This window comes from Hymenobacter sp. ISL-91, from assembly GCF_018613725.1.
Classification (GTDB): domain Bacteria; phylum Bacteroidota; class Bacteroidia; order Cytophagales; family Hymenobacteraceae; genus Hymenobacter.
On sequence record NZ_JAGGPS010000008.1, the window covers coordinates 1 to 17,005 of the forward strand.

Sequence of the window (17,005 nt, forward strand, 5' to 3'; positions counted from 1 at the left end):
ACGGTTTTTGGAGATTGGCATCTTATCACTAAGTAGCAACCCGCTGTACCGCCCATTGTAGCACGTGTGTAGCCCTAGGCGTAAGGGCCATGATGACCTGACGTCGTCCCCGCCTTCCTCACTGCTTGCGCAGGCAGTCTGTTTAGAGTCCCCATCATAACATGCTGGCAACTAAACATAGGGGTTGCGCTCGTTGCGGGACTTAACCCAACACCTCACGGCACGAGCTGACGACGGCCATGCAGCACCTTGCTTTGTGTCCCGAAGGAAAGGCTCATCTCTGAACCGGTCACGCGCATTCTAGCCTAGGTAAGGTTCCTCGCGTATCATCGAATTAAACCACATGCTCCACCACTTGTGCGGGCCCCCGTCAATTCCTTTGAGTTTCACTCTTGCGAGCGTACTCCCCAGGTGGGATACTTACCGCTTTCGCTAAGCCAGTAACAGTATATCGCTACCAGCGAGTATCCATCGTTTACGGCGTGGACTACCAGGGTATCTAATCCTGTTCGCTCCCCACGCTTTCGTGCCTCAGCGTCAGTACCAGCCTAGTCAGCTGCCTACGCAATCGGGGTTCTGGATGGTATCTATGCATTTCACCGCTACACCATCCATTCCGCCAACCTCGTCTGGACTCAAGCCCGCCAGTATCCAGGGCAGTTCCACAGTTGAGCTGTGGGCTTTCACCCCGGACTTAACAAGCCGCCTACGCACCCTTTAAACCCAATAAATCCGGACAACGCTTGCACCCTCCGTATTACCGCGGCTGCTGGCACGGAGTTAGCCGGTGCTTATTCCTCAGGTACCGTCAGTTTGGTACGCATACCCTTTTTCTTCCCTGAGAAAAGCCGTTTACAACCCAGAAGGCCTTCATCCGGCACGCGGCATGGCTGGGTCAGACTCTCGTCCATTGCCCAATATTCCCTACTGCTGCCTCCCGTAGGAGTCTGGCCCGTATCTCAGTGCCAGTGTGGGGGATCACCCTCTCAGGTCCCCTAGCCATCGTCGCCTTGGTGGGCCCTTACCCCGCCAACTAGCTAATGGCACGCAACCTCATCCTGAACCAATAAATCTTTACTACTCAACTGATGCCAGTAAGCAGTATTATGCGGTATTAATCCGCCTTTCGGCGGGCTATCCCCCAGTTCAGGGCAGATTGGTTACGCGTTACGCACCCGTGCGCCACTATGGTATTGCTACCACCGTTCGACTTGCATGTATTAGGCCTGCCGCTAGCGTTCATCCTGAGCCAGGATCAAACTCTCCATTGTAAGATTTCTCTACACTATGCCGAAGCATAGCTGATGTCAAGTGCTGATCCGACCCTTAATATGTTCTTTCCAAAGAAAGAACTGATTCGCGTCACTCATTTGCCTTCCGCCTTACGGCTTCAGGTCTTACCTATATTGTCTTTTCCAGTCATTCAAAGAACGTGTGCATCACTCCCATTCGGAGTCTGCCGTGTGCCTCACCAAAGCAAGGCGGTGTTACTCTCAGCCCCTTCCGATCGAAGCGGGCTGCAAAGGTAAGCAGCTTTTTGCCACTTGCAAGGGAAAGAAGAAAACTTTTTTGAAGTGTTTCTTTTCTCGTTGCCTGCTCTCCCCCTTCCGGTTGAAGCGGGCTGCAAAGGTAAGTAGCTTTTTGCTTTCTGCAAGTCGAAAGAGAAAAAAGTTTTTCTCTTTTCGGCCTTCCTGCTAGTGTGCGCCGCCTTTTCAGGCAACTCGTTAAGCCAGGGTGCAAGCGCTTCCGGTTGAAGCGGGGTGCAAAGGTAGTAAAACCTTGCCGACTTGCGCAACCCTGCAGGGCAACTTTTTTTTCAAGGGGCGTTTCCGAGGAAGCCGCTGGCCCGACCGCGTTCCGGTTGGGGATGCAAAAGTGGGGCTTTGTACCGGGATACGCAACCCCAACGAGTAAAATAGCCGTATAAGGCCGCTTCTACCCACAGAATCAGCCACTTTCTTTTTGGGGGACAAATGGAAACCGGCCTTCCCTGCCCTATGCATATAGGAGCGAGAAGGCCGGATGGGTGCTAAAATAGCTTCTTAACGTATGGACTGCACGTATTCCTGTACTTCTTGGATACTGGAATTGAACACCAAGGCATCATATACTTGGTAGAAGTTGTGCCGGTCGGCGACGCGGCTATAAAGGTACTTGGCAGTTTCTATGCGGTTTTCATCGAAGGACAGGGATTTGATCAGCCGACGGGCATCCTGTGATTCGATGAATGATTCGCGCAATGCGTCGCGCATAATGGCCATGCGGGCATCGTCGAAGGGCCGGTGCTGGATAGCCTGGAGCAGGTTCTCTACTTCGACCGGGGCCAGTAGGTAGGCAGGAGCAGGATATGCGACATGAGGATACCCGTGGTTCTGATGCCCAGGTGCGGGGTGGCCATTATTAGGGTACGGGGTTGGGTACGGGCCTTGGTTGGGATACGACACCACCGGCGGGGTTAGTGGAACGGTGCTCATGGTCCGGAGCGAGGGAGGAAAGCCTGGACGAGCAACCAGCACAAAGTTGGTTTCGAACCCGTCGGCCAGGAAAATCCGGGTGCGGTAGTTAACGCCACGGCCCCGACCTACGGGAATGTAGAAATCGGCCCAATGATAGCCGGGGCGCAACTGGTCGAGGTAGATTTGGGCACGGGCGCCGCGGGAAACGGGTTGCCCATCGAGGGAGAGCCGAAAAGACAAGCCCCGCTCACCGGAGATGCTGGCCGTAACGGGAGCAGCATGTACAGTACCGAGTAATAGCAGGCAGCCAATCAGAAGAGGCAAGATTCGTTTCATGGAGCCGGACAGTATATAGTGTATCTCGGCTAAGCCAAGGACTGTGCCAAGTAGTGGCTCCTGCCCTATCGATTTATCGCCAAAGCAAAACCGCCCGGCCTGCTTCATGCAGACCGGGCGGTTGACTTATATAGGAGCAGAATACTTACTCCGCAATTTTGGTCACTTTGAACTCAGTGCGGCGGTTGCGCTGGTACTGCTCCTCGGTTTTGGCGTTCGGCACCACCGGGCGTGATTCGCCGTAGCCTTTGGCCGTGATGCGGGCAGGGTCTATGCCTTTAGAGATGATGTAGTCGACGGCCGATTGGGCGCGGCGCTGCGAAAGGGCTTGGTTGTAGGCATCTTTGCCGCGCGAGTCGGTGTGCGAGCTTAGCTCGATGGTGATGCGGGGGTTGTCGTTGAGTGTTTCAACCAGCTTATCGAGTTCCAAGGCCGCATCGGGACGGATGTTGGACTTATCGTAATCATAGAAGATGTTGTCGACCACGATGGCCTTGTTCTTTACGATTTTGGTAAGCGTAAGCGTTATTGGTATCCGCACCTCGTTCACAGGGTCGGGTAGCAGCTCTTGGGCGGGTTTGCGACCAACAGTGGTAAGGGAATTTCGGGCCGTGAAGTAGCCGTCGCGGTTGGCGGTGAGGGCGTAGGCAGCGGCGGTGGAGTCGAGCTTGAAGATGAACTTGCCGTCGGGGCCGCTGGTGGTAGTTTGAAGTTGCTTACCGCTGGAGCTGAGCAGCGCTACGGGCTGGTTGGGAACGATGGTGCTGGTGCCGGTTTGGTTGTCGCGCTCCAACACAGTGCCATCGACTGCGAAGAACACCAGCTTAACGGTATTCTCGCGGAAGCGGTAGAGGTCGTCGGAGCCTTTGCCGCCAGCCCGGTTCGAGGAGAAAACACCACCCTGTTTGTCAAGGAAGAAAGGAGCGAAGTCGTCGCCGGAGCTGTTGATGGGGGTGCCCAGATTGCGGATCTGCCCTTTATCGAGCTTGAAGATATCGAGCTTGCCCAAGCCGGGGTGGCCATCGGAGGAGAAGTACAGGACGCCTTCGGGCGAAATGGCCGGGAAACTCTCATTGCCCACGGTGTTTACCTTATCACCCAGATTTTCGGGGGCAGCAAAGCGGCCGGGACCTTCCATGGCGGCCTTGTACAGGTCGCTGCCGCCCAAACCGCCCTTGCGGGTGGAAGCAAAGTAGAGCGTCTGGCCATCGGCCGAGAAAACGGGCGAATACTCATCCGCAGTGCTGCTGTTCACGCCGCGCAGGATTTCAGGCTCGGTCCAAGCGTTTTCGCGGAAGTAGGAAATCCATAAATCGACGCTCAGCAAGCCTTTTTTGGAGCCGTCGTTGGAGCGGGCGAATACCACCGTTTTGCCATCAGGTGAATAGGTGGCGCTGGCCTCGTGGCGGTTGACGGAGTTGATGACGGGTTCGAGCTTGCGCACGGTGCCGCCGGTGAGTTTCTGGTCGTCGGCGAAGCGCACAGCGTAGAGGTCGTTGAACCCTTCGCCGTTGCCGGGGAACACCTTCCCCTCTCGGCCTGAGGCAAACACCAGCTCCTTGGAATCGGGAATACGGGTAGTACTAAACTCTGAGGCGGGCGTGTTCAGCTCATCCAGCGGCATTACCTCGCTGTTCGTGCGCTGGGCCAGCAGGTCTTTCGAGGCGCGGGCGTTTCGGGCTTCAGCTTCGGCCTGAGCCGTAAGGGTGCGGTTGCTGCCTACCTCGGCGTATTGCGTGAACTGCTCGGCGGCTTCGTCGAACTTGCCGTTGGCCCGTAGCGCCAGGGCATAATAGTAGCCGGCGTCGGCCTTGCGGGCTCCGCCATCAATAGCCGCTTTATAATAGGCTTCGGCCTGCTCGACGCGGTTGGACAGGCGGTAGGACTCGGCAATTCGGTAGTTGCCCTGGGCTACATTCTTGCCCTTTGCCACTTCGGCCTTATATAAGGTAAGCGCCGACTCGTATTCGCCGCGTGCAAACCGCTTGTCGGCTTTGCTCAGCCCTCCGGTGGTAGCGCAGCCCGCCAGCAGGGTGGCCGAACCCACGGCAGTCCACATCAGAATAGCGTTTCTCATAATAACAGGGAGGGAAGAGGAACCGGCAGCCGGCCACAACAGGTGGCCAGTGCGCGGATAATGCGCAGATAGTGCGGCTAAGATGCAAGTTTTCCGGCGAAAAAGTCGGTTTCAGCGCCTTAGCCGTTTGTTAAACGAAGTAACGGGTAAGCCACGTATCGGCGGCCGGGGCCGGCCACCGCTCCAGCAGCTGCTGACGCTGGCCAATGGTGTTGTCGAAATACGGCGTTTCGGCCGAAAGTGTGCCGGCGGCAATGGCAGGACCTAGCTGCTTACGGTCGAGCAGCGTTACGTGTCCGTCTACCCAAAAGGCCAGCTTCGACTTCTCGAGTAAGTCTATACCCAATTGCTGCTCCATGCCTTGCACGAAACGCACGGAGGCATCAATCGAGCAGCCGCTGGCATCGGCAACGCCCTCGTCGAGCCCGATAACCAGAAACTGGTTGTGCAGCACAACGGCCGAGGCGGCCAGCCTGCGGCCGTGGCTGGTCCACTCATCGGCGAAACGGTGCAAGGTGGGTTGTACCTCGGTTTGTTCGGTGGCCGTGAGAGGGCGGTTAGCCTGATAAATCCAGATGCGGGCCGAGGGCGGCAGCTGATCGAAGGGAACGTACATGGGCAGGGTGTGGCGCGAAGCGCCAGCTTTGGATATTATGGAACGCTACTGCAATGTCAGCAACGGTACACGAAACTGGCGCTTCGTGTTACTTACAAAGAAACAGCCCCGGCCGGAAGTTCCGGCCAGGGCTGTTTTTGAAGCGGATGGATTCAAGCTGAAGATTACGCGTTCAGGCCTTCGGCGGAGGCAATCAGCTCAGCCAGGTCGAACACCTGCACATCCTGCTCGCGCTCCTTGTTTTTTACGCCGTCGGCCATCATGGTCATGCAGAAAGGGCAAGCCACGGCAATAACGCTGCCGCCGGCCGCTTTGGCCGAAGCAGGAGTAGCAGGGGCATTGCTTTCCACACCGCGCAGGTTGTTGAGCACGGCATCGGTGCCATCGAGGGTAGCCAAGGCCTCCTCGGTGCGCTCGATGTTTACTTCCTTGTTGCCGGGCTCAGCATCTTTCCACATCTGGGCACCGCCGGCACCGCAGCACAGGCCGTTCGTCTTGCAGCGCTTCATTTCCACCAAGTCGGCGTCGAGCACTTCCAGTACGGCCCGTGGGGCTTCGTAAATGTCGTTGGCCCGGCCTAAGTAGCAGGAGTCGTGGAACGTGATGCGGCGGCCTTTGAACGATTCGCCGCCTTCAGCCTTCACCTTGCCCTCGTTGATGAGCTGCTGCAAAAAGGTGCTGTGGTGAATCACCTCGTATTCGCCGCCCAAAGCGGGGTATTCGTTTTTGATGGTGTTGAAGCAGTGCGGGCAGGCCGTAACCACCTTCTTAATGCCGTAACCATCGAGGGTGGCAATGTTGGTCATGGCCTGCATCTGGAACAGGAACTCGTTGCCGGCGCGCTTGGCCGGGTCGCCGGTGCAGCTTTCCTCCTTGCCCAGGACGGCATAATTCACGCCCACATGATCGAGGATGCGCACGAAAGCGCGGGTCACGCGCTTGTACCGGTCGTCGAAGGCACCGGCGCAACCCACCCAAAACAGAATTTCAGGACTCTCGCCCCGGGCCGCCAAATCGGCCATTACGGGTACAGAAACAGGACGTTTGGCAGTTTGCTCAGCCATTATGTTGAGAAGCTAGGAGATAGTAGTTAGGAGATAGAACCGGTGGTGTAAACCACGGATTCCAGGGACAAGAAGCAGAGTTGAGGAAGAAGGAAATGGGAGCAGCATTTTGGCATCTAGCTCTTAACTTCCAGCGTCCCTTTCTCGGCCACGAACAGGTCGTCGGCCCAGTTGAAACGGTCGGAGGGCGAGAAGGCCCAGGGCGCGCCGTTGTTTTCGATGTTGCTGAACATGGCGTTCAGGGCGTTGGGAGCAGCTGACTCTTCGAGTACTAGGAAGCGGCGCATCTCGATGATGCTGTCCAGCGGGTTGATGTTCACCGGGCAGGCCTCAACACAGGCGTTGCAGGTGGTGCAGGCCCACAACTCTTCGGGCGTTACGTAGCCGCGTAGCAGCGTATGGTTTTCCTTGTCGAGCTGCTCTTGGGGGTCGTGCTTAGCTTCTGCGCCGTACAAGGCCGGGCTGAAAAGGAGCGGCGCGTTGTATTTCTCCTCCATCCGGTCGCGCGTGTCCATGATGATTTTGCGAGGCGAGAGAAGCTTGCCAGTGATGTTGGCCGGACACACCGAGGTGCAACGGCCACACTCGGTGCAGGAGTAGGCATTGAGCAGATTGGTCCAGGCCAAATCGTCCACGTCTTTAGCCCCGAAGGGTGCGGGGGCTACTGCCGAGCCATCGGGGTTGGTAGCCGGGGCCGGCACCGCATAGCTGGGGTCCATCATGGCCTTCACCTCGTGGGTGATACTCTCCACATTCGAGAACTGTCCTTGTGGGATGAGCCGCGAGAAGTAGACGTTAGGAAACGCCATGATGATGTGGAAGTGCTTGCTGCTGGGCAGGTAATTAAGAAACAGCAGAATGCCCACAATGTGCGCCCACCAGCCCACACGCTCGAGTGCGTGCAACGTTGGTACGCTATCGGGCAACAGGCCCGTCAGGAACTGGCTGATGGGATAGGCACCCGGCAGGTCGAGTCCCTGGAGCTGGTAGGCCTTCAGGTCGGCCGTGTTCATCAGAAACAGGGCTGCCATCAGCACCACCTCTACATAAAGAATGATGTTGGCATCCATCTTCGGCCAGGCCCGCATTTCGGGACCGGTAAAGCGCTTGACCACATTGCCATTGCGCCGCCACCAGAAGGCTACGACGGCCACGATTACCAGCGCCCCCAGAATTTCGTTGGTACCAGTGAGAGCCGAGTAAAACGGCCCAGTGAACTGCAGGAAGCGGTGAGTGCCAAATAGGCCGTCCACCATAATCTCAATCACCTCAATGTTGATGACGATGAAGCCCACGTACACAATCAGGTGCAGGAAGGCCGGCGTCAGGCGCTTAAACATCTTCTGCTGACCGAAAGCTACCAACAGCGTTTTCCAGAGCCGTTCGTTTACGTGGCCGCTCATGTCTCGGTCGCGGCCCACCAGCACGTTGGCCCGGATGCGGCTGGCCTGCCAGGCAAACAAGCCGAAGCCTGCCAGCGCCACCAGCAGGAAGATGATGTTTTGAATAGAGAAATGCACGGGAAAAGGGTAAGTTTAGAGTTGGATCCGAAATATACTCGGTATGCATAACAATTTACCGATTTTGAGGCAGATAGTTTCCGCTACCAACTTTTTTTTCGATTCTGACTTGCAGGTTGAAAATGCTTTGCTACTTTTGTGCTCCCCAACGGCCAAAAGGCCTGCCGGGAACCACGAGTTGGTAATGTAGCTCAGTTGGTAGAGCACAGCACTGAAAATGCTGGTGTCGTTGGTTCGATTCCAATCATTACCACAAAAAACCCCGATTCTGTCTCAGAATCGGGGTTTTTTATTTTGCGGCACTTAACTTGGTTTCTTTAGCCTGCGGCGGTTCAGCGGCGCAGGTAGTGTCGCGGGCGGCGCGGGCGAACTCGTAGCCTTGCAGCACGGCCCGCCGGAGCAGGTCGCAGGCCCGGGGCACATCGCGCTGCTGTTGCGCCACGCGGCCCAGCAGAAAATAGAGTTGCCCGCTACGGGGTGTAATGTCCAGCACTGCCCAGTAGTCGTTCTGAGCAGCCTCGTAGCGGCCCAGCTTAAAATTGGCCAGCCCCCGGAACGTGAGTAGCTGCCCTCGCAGCCGCGAAGGCCCGCTGGCATGGCGCAAACCACTCGACAGCGTGCGAACGGCCGCCGCAAATTGCTGCTGCTGAAACAGCTCTGTTTCGCCCTGCCGTAGCCAGGCGCGGGCCAGTGTACTATCAAGGGTCAGGGCTTTCTGGTAGGCATCCCGAGCGGATGCCGGCCGGCCGAGGGCGGCCTCGCACTGAGCTAAGCGCAGCCATAGCTGCCCCCGCAGCGCAGCCGGGGCTTCGGGCAGAGCAGCACGCAGGTCGGCGCGAGCGGCGGCATAATCGTGCAGACCGAGTTGAGCGGCCTCGGCCCGCCGCCGCAGGGCCAGATTGTAGTCAGGCCGGAAGTGCAGCGCATCGGTAAAGTAGCTGTGTGCCCCAGCCCAGTTGCCCTTCGTGTAGGCCTGCAGGCCCCGCGTGTAGTTACCCGAGCCCGATACATAGTCCATGGTAACTTTTACAGAAACCATAAACAGGACCAGCCCCACTCCCAGCAGCGCCGTAAGCCAATAGTCGCGCCGCGTGAACTTTACTTTCTGGCGCGCAATGGGCTGGTAGTACCGCTCGTTGGCTCCGGCCGGCCGGCGGGTACGCAGGGGCGGGGCCGGGGCGGGCATAGGCGCACCATAAATATGCTGGCCCTGCTGGCGGAAATGCTGCTGACGCTGGGCCTCATCGAGCCGGCGGGCGTCGGCGCGTAGTTGCTGATCGTAGTGAGCGCGGCGACCCTCGTGGCCCAGCACCCGATAGGCCACGGCTACTGCCTTAAACAGCTCTTCGTAGAGCACATTGCCGCCGTGCTTGTCGGGGTGGTATAACACTGCCAGACGCCTGTATGCCAGCCGGATATCGGGTAAAGTGGCCGTTACCGGCACACCGAGCACTTGGTAATGATTCTGGCTCAAAGCAGGGCAGTATAGCGTAAAAACAAACCAATTTCAGACACAGCTTCGCCTTTTCCGTATGCAACAGCTACCATATAACGAGTAGCGGCTTTATTTGCTACTACCCAACTTAATAACATTGTTTTCCCGCAAAAGTCTCCTCCATGGGCCTGTTCTCCACCGAAGAAAATGCTTCCAAGACACCTCACAACGATAGTCTGGTAGGTAATCTGAAGGGTTACCTTGACACCCGCCTCGATCTGGTTCGGCTGGAAGTGCAGGAAAAAGCCAAGCACACGTTTGTAAACGTGGCGCACGGCGTCACTATGGCTGTCATAGGTCTGTTCTTTTTTCTGTTCCTGAATTTGTTCTTGGCTTTTGTACTGAACGACGTGCTCGACAGCCATTTCTGGGGCTTTGGAATCGTGGCAGGCTTCTATCTTGTTTTGCTGATTGCCTTTGTTATAGGGGTCGATAAGTCGGCCTTCCAAGCCCTGGCCGACAAGACGCTGGGCAACACCATTTATAAATCCGACAAACGCCAAGCCTAACCCGACCGATGACTGAGCTGCACAACCCGTTGTTTGAAGATGAGAAAGAGTTTCTGGAGCGCCAGAAGCTGGAATATGAGCGTGCTCTGATGGGCGATGTTCAGGATATAAAGGAGAAAACGCTGCAGGTAGGCAAGTATGCTGCCGCAGGAGCCGGGATACTGGGTGGACTATGGCTTATCTCGAAGGCGCTTGGCAACTCCAAATCCAACAAGAAGCCAGCGAAAGCGCTTAAAGCTGCCGAAAAAGAGTCTGCGAAGCAATTAAAAGACAACTTACGCCGGCCCCTGGCATCTACTACCGTTGATACGGCGGTGGCAGATGACCTGGGCCTGGGAGGGCGGCGGCTTCGAAGTAATATGCCAGCTGAAGGTAGCGCTACTACAAGTGAGGCAGACCCGTTTCAGCCTGCTACAAACTACAACGCTATAGTGCCCGCTACCCGCCCAAGCGCCCGTACGTATGAGCAACCTGCCTCTGGAGCTGACCCGTCAGCCCAGTCGGAAGCATCTTCGATATTAGCCGATACTTTCCGGGCTTTCATGCAGTCGGATACCGGCAAGATGTTGGTGGCCCAAGCTACGGCTGTTACACTAGCCTTTATTGCCAAAAAGGCCAGCGACTATTTGCCAGTCCTCAAAAATACCGACCTTGCTGCTTCGGACGCACCGCGCCAGGAGCCGGAAACCCGCGACATTGAATTCACTTACCACCACGACGACGCGGATGCGCCCAGCCAGCCTGCATGATAGACTTAGCCAAAACCGCCAAATAGGCCGGAAGTCGCTGGCCGTTCTGCTGGACCCCGACAATATAGATGAGGCCGGGTGCCAGCGGTTGCTGGACCTGAGTGAGCAACACGTAGTAGATTACTTTTTTATGGGCGGCAGCTTGGTGCTTGGTTCGCATCAGGCTGCCCTCATTCGTTTTATCAAGAGCCGGTCCAACGTACCGGTACTACTCTTCCCGAGTCATAGCCTGCACCTCGATTCGCAAGCCGACGGCATCCTGTTGCTGTCCTTGATTTCGGGCCGCAACCCCGAGTTTCTGATCGGCCAGCATGTTATTGCGGCCCCACGGCTGCGTGAAAGCGGCCTGCAGATTCTACCCACCGGCTATATGCTCGTTGATAGCGGACGCCAGACTACGGCCAGCTACATCAGCGGCACCACCCCCCTCCCCCACGACAAGCCCGCTATTGCCGCCTGCACCGCCATGGCCGGCGAACAGCTGGGCCTGCGCCTCATTTACCTTGATGGCGGTAGCGGGGCGCTACACCCCGTTACGCCCGCCATGATTGGGGCCGTACGCCAAGCGGTAGACCTGCCCATTATTGTAGGTGGTGGCCTCAACAGCGCCGAAAAGGTCCGTGCAGCCCTACAAGCCGGGGCCGATGTTATCGTAGTTGGCAACCACATCGAGCAGAACCCCGATTTCCTAGCTGAAGTGGCTGATATCATCACAGCGTTTGAAACCGTTGCCAATACTGCGGATGCCGCTGAAACCGTGCCTGCTCAGCACATCGGCAGCAAATAGCGCAAAAGCACATCACGTCAGCAGAAAAGGAAATAGCCCGGCCAATCTGGCCAGGCTATTTCCTTTTCTGCTACTCTTACTGGCGCCTGTATTTGTGGCATCCAAACATCTGTGGTTAGATGTTCATGGCCGACTCACGGCGGCGCATTTTGCCGGCCGGAATACCGAACATCATCTTGAAGCGGCGGCAGAAATAGGCGGTGTCTTTGTAGCCTACCTCTTTGCCGATGTCACGGATGCTTTTTTTGGTGGTGCGGAGCAGGAACACGGCGCGCTCCATCCGCTGGTACTCGATGTAGTCCTGCGGGTTGATGCCGGTGAGCATCTTGAAGTACTGGCCCACGTAATCTTCGCTCACGTTGGCTACGCCCGAGAGAACCTTGTTCGACAGGTCGCCGCCGATGTTCTCTTTGATGTAGTTGAACAGGTCGATGAGGCGCGGGTCCTTGAAGTACGTGCTGTTGGTAGCCAGCTGCTCTACAAACATCTTGTTTTTGAGGATGTAGCGCACGATTTCCACCACGATGTTCTCGGTGTAAATCGTGATGAGCCGCTCGCGACCGGGCAGTTCCTGCAGGCTTTCCTCTACCACCTTGATGATGAGGTTGGCCAGCTTGGAGTTGCCGGTGATAAGGAAGGCCGGCACATCGAGCGAGGCGAAGAAATTCACCGAATCGAACACCTTGGCCTCGAAACTCACAAACGAGTGGCTTTCCTCGGCATCTCCGATCAGGTCGAGGTCGGAGTTGGAATGGAAGAACTTATCCTTGTTGGTAATCAGGTCGTCGTTGGTAATGCTCTTGCTGGGGTCGTGGCCATAAGTAACCTTAGTAGCCCGACCGCCGGGGATGAAAAGCATTTCGCCTTCTTCCACTGCATGGCTTTCATCCCCAAAAGAAACATGTCCTTTGTGGAGCAGAATCAGGTTATTGCCGACATCGTAGGAGTTGCGTACCGTAAATGGCTGCTGCAACACCAGGTTCTTTGCTTTGATGTACCGGACACCCAAAGATTCTATTACTTTATTATAATCTTCCATCGGTAGGTAGAGCGAGAAATTTGAGAGTAGTAAACCAGAATATAGTACCGCTGGTTTAACAAATGCAAAATAACATATAAAAATTCACAAAAACACAAAACCCAGTCATTTACTGACTGGGTTTTGTGCAATACTTCTGAATAATAGGCAATTCTGTTCCTATTTGAGAATTTCCCTAGAGATTACAATTTTCTGAATCTCGGAGGTTCCCTCATAAATCTGGGTGATTTTGGCATCGCGCATCATCCGCTCTACGTGGTATTCTTTTACGAAACCGTAGCCACCATGAATCTGAACGGCCTCTACAGCAGTATCCATAGCCACTTTTGAGGCAAACAGCTTGGCCATAGCACCCGACTTGGCGTAGTCCTGGTGGGCATCTTTGTCGTGGGCCGACTGCAGGCAAAGCAGGCGGGCGGCATCGATGTTGGTAGCCATATCGGCCAGCTTGAACTGGATGGCCTGGTGCTGCGAGATTGGCACACCGAACGCCTTGCGCTCCTGGGCGTACTTCAACGACAGCTCGTAGGCACCCGAGGCAATACCCAGGGCCTGAGCAGCAATACCGATACGGCCGCCGGCCAGTACCTGCATAGCGAATTTGAAGCCGAAGCCATCTTCGCCGATGCGGTTTTCCTTGGGCACTTTCACGTCGGTGAACTGCAGCGAGCAGGTATCGGAGCCCCGGATACCGAGCTTGTTTTCCTTGGGGCTGGTTACGAAGCCTTCCATACCCTTCTCAACGATGAGTACGTTGATGCCGCGGTGCTTGGCTTCGGGGTTGGTTTGGGCCACTACGAGGTATACCGAAGCGGTGGTACCGTTGGTAATCCAGTTTTTGGTGCCATTGAGCAGGTAATGGTCGCCCTTATCTTCGGCGGTAGTGCGCTGGCTCGTTGCATCAGAACCGGCTTCTGGCTCCGACAGCGCAAAGGCGCCAATGATTTCGCCGGACGTGAGCTTGGGCAGGTACTTGCGCTTCTGCTCCTCGGTGCCATACTTCTCCAGGCCCCAGCATACCAGCGAGTTGTTCACCGACATGATAACCGAGCACGAAGCATCGACCTTGCTGATTTCTTCCATGGCCAGCACGTAGCTAACGGTGTCCATGCCGCCGCCACCGTACTCGGGGCTCACCATCATGCCCATGAAGCCCAGCTCGCCCATCTTCTTGATTTGCTCGGCCGGAAATTTTTGGTGCTCGTCGCGCTCAATTACACCGGCCCACAGTTCACTCTGGGCAAAGTCGCGGGCAGCGGCCTGTACGGCCAGTTGTTCTTCAGTAAGCTGGAAATCCATGCGGTAAAGTGGGTGGGGTGGGAAAATCTAACGGTTAGGCCGGCTCGGCAGGCGGGCTGCGGCCAGACAAAATTACGCAATCAGGCGTTGGACAGTAGCGTTCTAACACAAAACCTGTACAAAGAGTTGGCTACCAACTGTGTTGTATAGCTGTCAGGAGCTAAAAAGCCGCTTCCGGAGCTTAGGAAGCGGCTTTTTATGGCTAGTTTCGGAGCATTAGCTATTGCGACGACCGCCTAAAAAAAGGCTGACGTAGTACAACAAGGTAGCCAGCGAACTGAGCGCGGCCACCACATAGGTCATGGCCGCCCACCACAGCGCGTCTTTGGCCATGGCGTGCTCCTGAGGCGTTACAATGCCCCGCTTGTCAATCCAAGCCAAGGCACGCTTGGAGGCATCAAACTCGACGGGAAGCGTAACGAAGGCGAACAGCGTAGTGAGCGAAAAAAGCACCACGCCGGCTCCCAGCGGCCAAGGGGTACGGTTGAGTAGAAACACGCCCGCAATCAGCAGAATAGGCATAAAGCGCGATACGGCGCTTAAGGCCGGCACCATAGCCGAGCGAAACTGTAGCATGTTGTAGGCCGTGGCGTGCTGCACGGCATGGCCGCACTCGTGGGCGGCTACGGCAGCAGCGGCGGCGCTACGCTCAGCATACACGGCTTCGCTCAGGTTCACGGTTTTGTCGGCGGGGTTGTAATGGTCGGTCAGGCGGCCTTCGGTACTGATGACGCGCACGTCGGTGATGCCGTTGTCGGCGAGCATCAGCTCGGCAATCTGTTTGCCCGACAGGCCATTCTGGAGGCCAACCTGGGAATACTGCTCGAACTTGCTTTTAAGGCGACGCTGCACGAGCCAGCTGACCACCATGGCGACCAGCAAAACGATATAAATGGGAGAGAACATGTTAAAAGAAGGTCAGGTACGCAGATTAAACAATAGTCCGCCGGATTTCGTGCCGGCCGGCACTACGACGTTTGGCTGATGCGCTCCACGATGCGCGTGGTGCTGTAACCCAGCACCAGCGGCACCGTCAGCACCCGCCCGCCACGGGCCAGCACCACCTCGTGGCCTACTATCTGGCTTACGGCGTAGTCGTCGCCTTTCACCAGAATATCAGGCTGCACGCTTTCAATGAGGGCCAGCGGGGTTTGCTCGTCGAAGAGCGTTACGGCATCAACAAACAAAAGAGAGGCCAGAACCCGCGCACGTGACACTTCGTCCTGTAACGGCCGGCCGGGCTTAAGCCGGCTGACCGAAGCATCGGTGTTCAGGCCTACTACCAGCCGCTGGCCCAGATGCCGGGCCTTTTCGAGGTAGTCGACGTGGCCCAGGTGCAGCAGATCGAAACAGCCGTTGGTAAACACCACCTGCTCGCCAGCCGCCTGCCAGGCAGCTACGGCAGCTACAAGGGCCTCGCGGCTCAGGATTTTATCTTTTGACCACATAGCTTACCTGTTTTACGTGTTGCGCAACCGCTGCTACGTTGCCTCCTATTGGTCAGCGACTAGTGTTATCGGGTCAGCTCGGTTTCAGGGGCTACCGCTGCTTGCCGCCGGCTTTTGGCTCCCTTTCCCGACTTCATCATGCTGGCGGCAAAGCTGATACCGCCCATAAGCACCACCAGCAGTGTCTGGGAGCCGTGCACGACTAACGCGTAGGCAATACCGGCCTCTTTGCTGATGCCGTAAGCCAAGAGTACGCTCTGCACCATTATATGGAAGGGGCCTATGCCACCAGCCACCGGGGCTGCCATGCCCAAGGCTCCGAACGTAAGCACTGCCAGACCGGCACGCATTCCCAGATCATAAGTTTCAGGGAAAGCGAAAAAAGCCAAGTAGTCCATGAGGTAGTACACAGCCCAAGTGAAGAAAGTGTGGAACAGGAACAGGCCCTTGTTTTCCAGCTTCAACACGCTGAAGGCACCAGCCAACACGCCTTTCACAAAACCCACTGCTTTGCTGAATAATGCGTTCTGGCGCAGCCGCTCCAAGTTGCGAAACACGGCGTAACCAAGGCCCAGCAGCAACAGCAAAGCAATACCCAGCGCCACCAGCAGAGGTGTACGATTACGGGCCAAATCGTCGTAGCGGCCAGCCAGCACTTTATCGGTCAGGAAGCTCCAGAAAGTGCTAAAGTCGAGCAGCAACGTAGTGCCCAGCAAGCCAAACAGCACCAGCACGTCGATAACCCGTTCGGTTACCACTGTGCCCAATGCCACCTGCACCGGTACGCCGCTGGTACGCCGCAGCACCGAACAGCGGATAACCTCGCCCATACGCGGCAGTACCAGGTTGGCCAGATAGCCTACCATCATAGCATGGTACACGTCCCAATAGCGGGGATGGTAGCCGGTAGGCTCGATCTGCATTTTCCAGCGGTAGGCCCGGCTGAAATAACCCAGCACCGAAAGCCCTACTGTAAGCAACAGCCACCGGTAGTTAGCCCCGCGCACATATTGCCCGATCCGACTTAGGTCTTGCCCCTGGAGCGCGTACCACATCAGGAGGCCCGATACAGATAGCAGCAGCGCGTATTTTACGATGTTGAGGACTTGCTTCATGCAGTCGGCAGGCAGAAAAAGAACCGCTAAGCTACCCGGTTGTGCTGGTCGGGGAAGATGACGGTGGGCTGGTGGGCTTTAGCCTCGGCGAAGTCGATTAGAGCGTAGGATATAATGATAACGATGTCGCCCACGGCCACACGCCGGGCAGCCGGACCATTCAGGCAAATCATGCCCGAACCACGCTCACCCTTAATGGTATAGGTTTCAAACCGCTCGCCATTGTTGATGTTGACAATGGTGACCTTTTCGTTTTCCACCATGTTGGCCGCATCGAGCAGGTCCTCATCAATGGTGATGCTGCCCACGTAGTGCAACTCGGCCTGAGTAACCTTAACGCGGTGAATCTTCGACTTGAGAACCTCGATATGCATGTGTAAACGACAGATACTGTTTGGGGGGCCAAAGATACGTAAGGTGAAATAGCGAGCCGCTGTAGCGGGTTTGGTGCGCTGTAGCCTTTCGGTGCCAGTGGCACGTCCTGGCCTTTAAAAT

The 17,005-nt window shown here is 56.4% G+C and carries 15 protein-coding genes, 1 tRNA gene and 1 rRNA gene; 4 read left to right on the forward strand and 13 right to left on the reverse strand.

Annotation, left to right across the window (positions count from 1 at the left end; all coding sequences use genetic code 11):
- The 6 genes from J7E24_RS03610 to J7E24_RS03635 all read right to left on the reverse strand — a co-directional run.
- Positions 1–1,271, reverse strand: a 16S ribosomal RNA gene (locus J7E24_RS03610); the annotation flags it as partial.
- A gap of 771 nt (positions 1,272–2,042) precedes the next feature.
- Positions 2,043–2,792 (reverse strand): DUF4476 domain-containing protein, encoded by a 750-nt coding sequence (locus J7E24_RS03615; protein ID WP_215135216.1) that lies wholly within the window; start codon positions 2,790–2,792, stop codon positions 2,043–2,045.
- A gap of 145 nt (positions 2,793–2,937) precedes the next feature.
- Entirely contained in the window at positions 2,938–4,869 is a 1,932-nt protein-coding gene (locus tag J7E24_RS03620) for an OmpA family protein (protein ID WP_251047003.1), read from the reverse strand.
- 130 nt (positions 4,870–4,999) lie between these two features.
- Positions 5,000–5,485 carry a hypothetical protein gene (locus tag J7E24_RS03625; RefSeq protein ID WP_215135218.1) on the reverse strand — a complete coding sequence of 162 codons (486 nt, stop codon included), beginning with the start codon at positions 5,483–5,485 and terminating at the stop codon, positions 5,000–5,002.
- 164 nt (positions 5,486–5,649) lie between these two features.
- On the reverse strand, positions 5,650–6,549 hold the full coding sequence (locus tag J7E24_RS03630) for a (Fe-S)-binding protein (protein WP_251047004.1): 900 nt from the start codon (positions 6,547–6,549) through the stop codon (positions 5,650–5,652).
- 116 nt (positions 6,550–6,665) lie between these two features.
- Positions 6,666–8,069: a 4Fe-4S dicluster domain-containing protein gene (locus J7E24_RS03635; RefSeq protein WP_215135220.1), complete on the reverse strand. Its 1,404-nt coding sequence runs from the start codon at positions 8,067–8,069 to the stop codon at positions 6,666–6,668.
- Positions 8,070–8,249: 180 nt separating this feature from the next.
- Between J7E24_RS03635 and J7E24_RS03640 the strand changes: the two genes are divergently transcribed.
- Positions 8,250–8,322 (forward strand) — tRNA-Phe (locus J7E24_RS03640).
- Positions 8,323–8,358: 36 nt separating this feature from the next.
- On the opposite strand, the gene J7E24_RS03645 is transcribed toward J7E24_RS03640, so the two are convergent.
- On the reverse strand, positions 8,359–9,543 hold the full coding sequence (locus J7E24_RS03645) for a J domain-containing protein (protein WP_215135222.1): 1,185 nt from the start codon (positions 9,541–9,543) through the stop codon (positions 8,359–8,361).
- A 143-nt stretch (positions 9,544–9,686) separates the two neighbouring features.
- Here J7E24_RS03645 and J7E24_RS03650 point away from each other — a divergent pair, with 143 nt between their 5' ends.
- Genes J7E24_RS03650 through J7E24_RS03660 form a run of 3 tightly spaced genes read left to right on the forward strand, consistent with a single transcriptional unit; the run spans position 9,687 to position 11,609 of the window.
- Positions 9,687–10,073 carry a phage holin family protein gene (locus J7E24_RS03650; protein WP_215135224.1) on the forward strand — a complete coding sequence of 129 codons (387 nt, stop codon included), beginning with the start codon at positions 9,687–9,689 and terminating at the stop codon, positions 10,071–10,073.
- Between the two features lie 8 nt (positions 10,074–10,081).
- Entirely contained in the window at positions 10,082–10,822 is a 741-nt protein-coding gene (locus J7E24_RS03655; protein ID WP_215135226.1) for a hypothetical protein, read from the forward strand.
- Positions 10,800–11,609: a geranylgeranylglyceryl/heptaprenylglyceryl phosphate synthase gene (locus J7E24_RS03660; RefSeq protein ID WP_215135228.1), complete on the forward strand. Its 810-nt coding sequence runs from the start codon at positions 10,800–10,802 to the stop codon at positions 11,607–11,609. Before J7E24_RS03655 ends, J7E24_RS03660 begins: the two co-directional genes overlap by 23 nt.
- Positions 11,610–11,724: 115 nt before the next feature.
- Here the strand turns inward: J7E24_RS03660 and J7E24_RS03665 are convergent, their stop codons facing one another.
- The 6 genes from J7E24_RS03665 to panD all read right to left on the reverse strand — a co-directional run bounded on the left by J7E24_RS03665 (position 11,725) and on the right by panD (position 16,884).
- On the reverse strand, positions 11,725–12,648 hold the full coding sequence (locus J7E24_RS03665; RefSeq protein WP_176897368.1) for a helix-turn-helix domain-containing protein: 924 nt from the start codon (positions 12,646–12,648) through the stop codon (positions 11,725–11,727).
- A 159-nt stretch (positions 12,649–12,807) separates the two neighbouring features.
- On the reverse strand, positions 12,808–13,947 hold the full coding sequence (locus J7E24_RS03670; RefSeq protein WP_215135230.1) for an acyl-CoA dehydrogenase: 1,140 nt from the start codon (positions 13,945–13,947) through the stop codon (positions 12,808–12,810).
- A 216-nt stretch (positions 13,948–14,163) separates the two neighbouring features.
- Complete coding sequence (locus J7E24_RS03675) at positions 14,164–14,853, reverse strand: zinc metallopeptidase (protein WP_176908409.1); 690 nt, start codon at positions 14,851–14,853, stop codon at positions 14,164–14,166.
- A 62-nt stretch (positions 14,854–14,915) separates the two neighbouring features.
- The gene (gene rfaE2 / locus J7E24_RS03680) at positions 14,916–15,395 is read right to left on the reverse strand and encodes a D-glycero-beta-D-manno-heptose 1-phosphate adenylyltransferase (RefSeq protein WP_215135232.1); all 480 of its coding nucleotides are present in this window, start codon (positions 15,393–15,395) and stop codon (positions 14,916–14,918) included.
- A gap of 65 nt (positions 15,396–15,460) precedes the next feature.
- The gene (locus J7E24_RS03685; protein WP_215135234.1) at positions 15,461–16,510 is read right to left on the reverse strand and encodes a lysylphosphatidylglycerol synthase transmembrane domain-containing protein; all 1,050 of its coding nucleotides are present in this window, start codon (positions 16,508–16,510) and stop codon (positions 15,461–15,463) included.
- A gap of 26 nt (positions 16,511–16,536) precedes the next feature.
- Complete coding sequence (gene panD / locus J7E24_RS03690; protein WP_019948715.1) at positions 16,537–16,884, reverse strand: aspartate 1-decarboxylase; 348 nt, start codon at positions 16,882–16,884, stop codon at positions 16,537–16,539.
- Between the last annotated feature and the right edge of the window lie 121 nt (positions 16,885–17,005).

What these genes read in the sequence shown, in the direction of transcription:
- J7E24_RS03675 (WP_176908409.1), bottom strand. Translation starts at nt 14,853, where the DNA reads ATGTTCTCTCCCATTTATATCGTTTTGCTGGTCGCCATGGTGGTCAGC.
- J7E24_RS03620 (WP_251047003.1), bottom strand. Translation starts at nt 4,869, where the DNA reads ATGAGAAACGCTATTCTGATGTGGACTGCCGTGGGTTCGGCCACCCTG.
- rfaE2 (WP_215135232.1), bottom strand. Translation starts at nt 15,395, where the DNA reads ATGTGGTCAAAAGATAAAATCCTGAGCCGCGAGGCCCTTGTAGCTGCC.
- J7E24_RS03660 (WP_215135228.1), top strand. Translation starts at nt 10,800, where the DNA reads ATGCGCCCAGCCAGCCTGCATGATAGACTTAGCCAAAACCGCCAAATA.
- J7E24_RS03685 (WP_215135234.1), bottom strand. Translation starts at nt 16,510, where the DNA reads ATGAAGCAAGTCCTCAACATCGTAAAATACGCGCTGCTGCTATCTGTA.
- J7E24_RS03655 (WP_215135226.1), top strand. Translation starts at nt 10,082, where the DNA reads ATGACTGAGCTGCACAACCCGTTGTTTGAAGATGAGAAAGAGTTTCTG.
- J7E24_RS03615 (WP_215135216.1), bottom strand. Translation starts at nt 2,792, where the DNA reads ATGAAACGAATCTTGCCTCTTCTGATTGGCTGCCTGCTATTACTCGGT.
- J7E24_RS03665 (WP_176897368.1), bottom strand. Translation starts at nt 12,648, where the DNA reads ATGGAAGATTATAATAAAGTAATAGAATCTTTGGGTGTCCGGTACATC.
- J7E24_RS03650 (WP_215135224.1), top strand. Translation starts at nt 9,687, where the DNA reads ATGGGCCTGTTCTCCACCGAAGAAAATGCTTCCAAGACACCTCACAAC.
- panD (WP_019948715.1), bottom strand. Translation starts at nt 16,884, where the DNA reads ATGCATATCGAGGTTCTCAAGTCGAAGATTCACCGCGTTAAGGTTACT.
- J7E24_RS03630 (WP_251047004.1), bottom strand. Translation starts at nt 6,549, where the DNA reads ATGGCTGAGCAAACTGCCAAACGTCCTGTTTCTGTACCCGTAATGGCC.
- J7E24_RS03625 (WP_215135218.1), bottom strand. Translation starts at nt 5,485, where the DNA reads ATGTACGTTCCCTTCGATCAGCTGCCGCCCTCGGCCCGCATCTGGATT.
- J7E24_RS03670 (WP_215135230.1), bottom strand. Translation starts at nt 13,947, where the DNA reads ATGGATTTCCAGCTTACTGAAGAACAACTGGCCGTACAGGCCGCTGCC.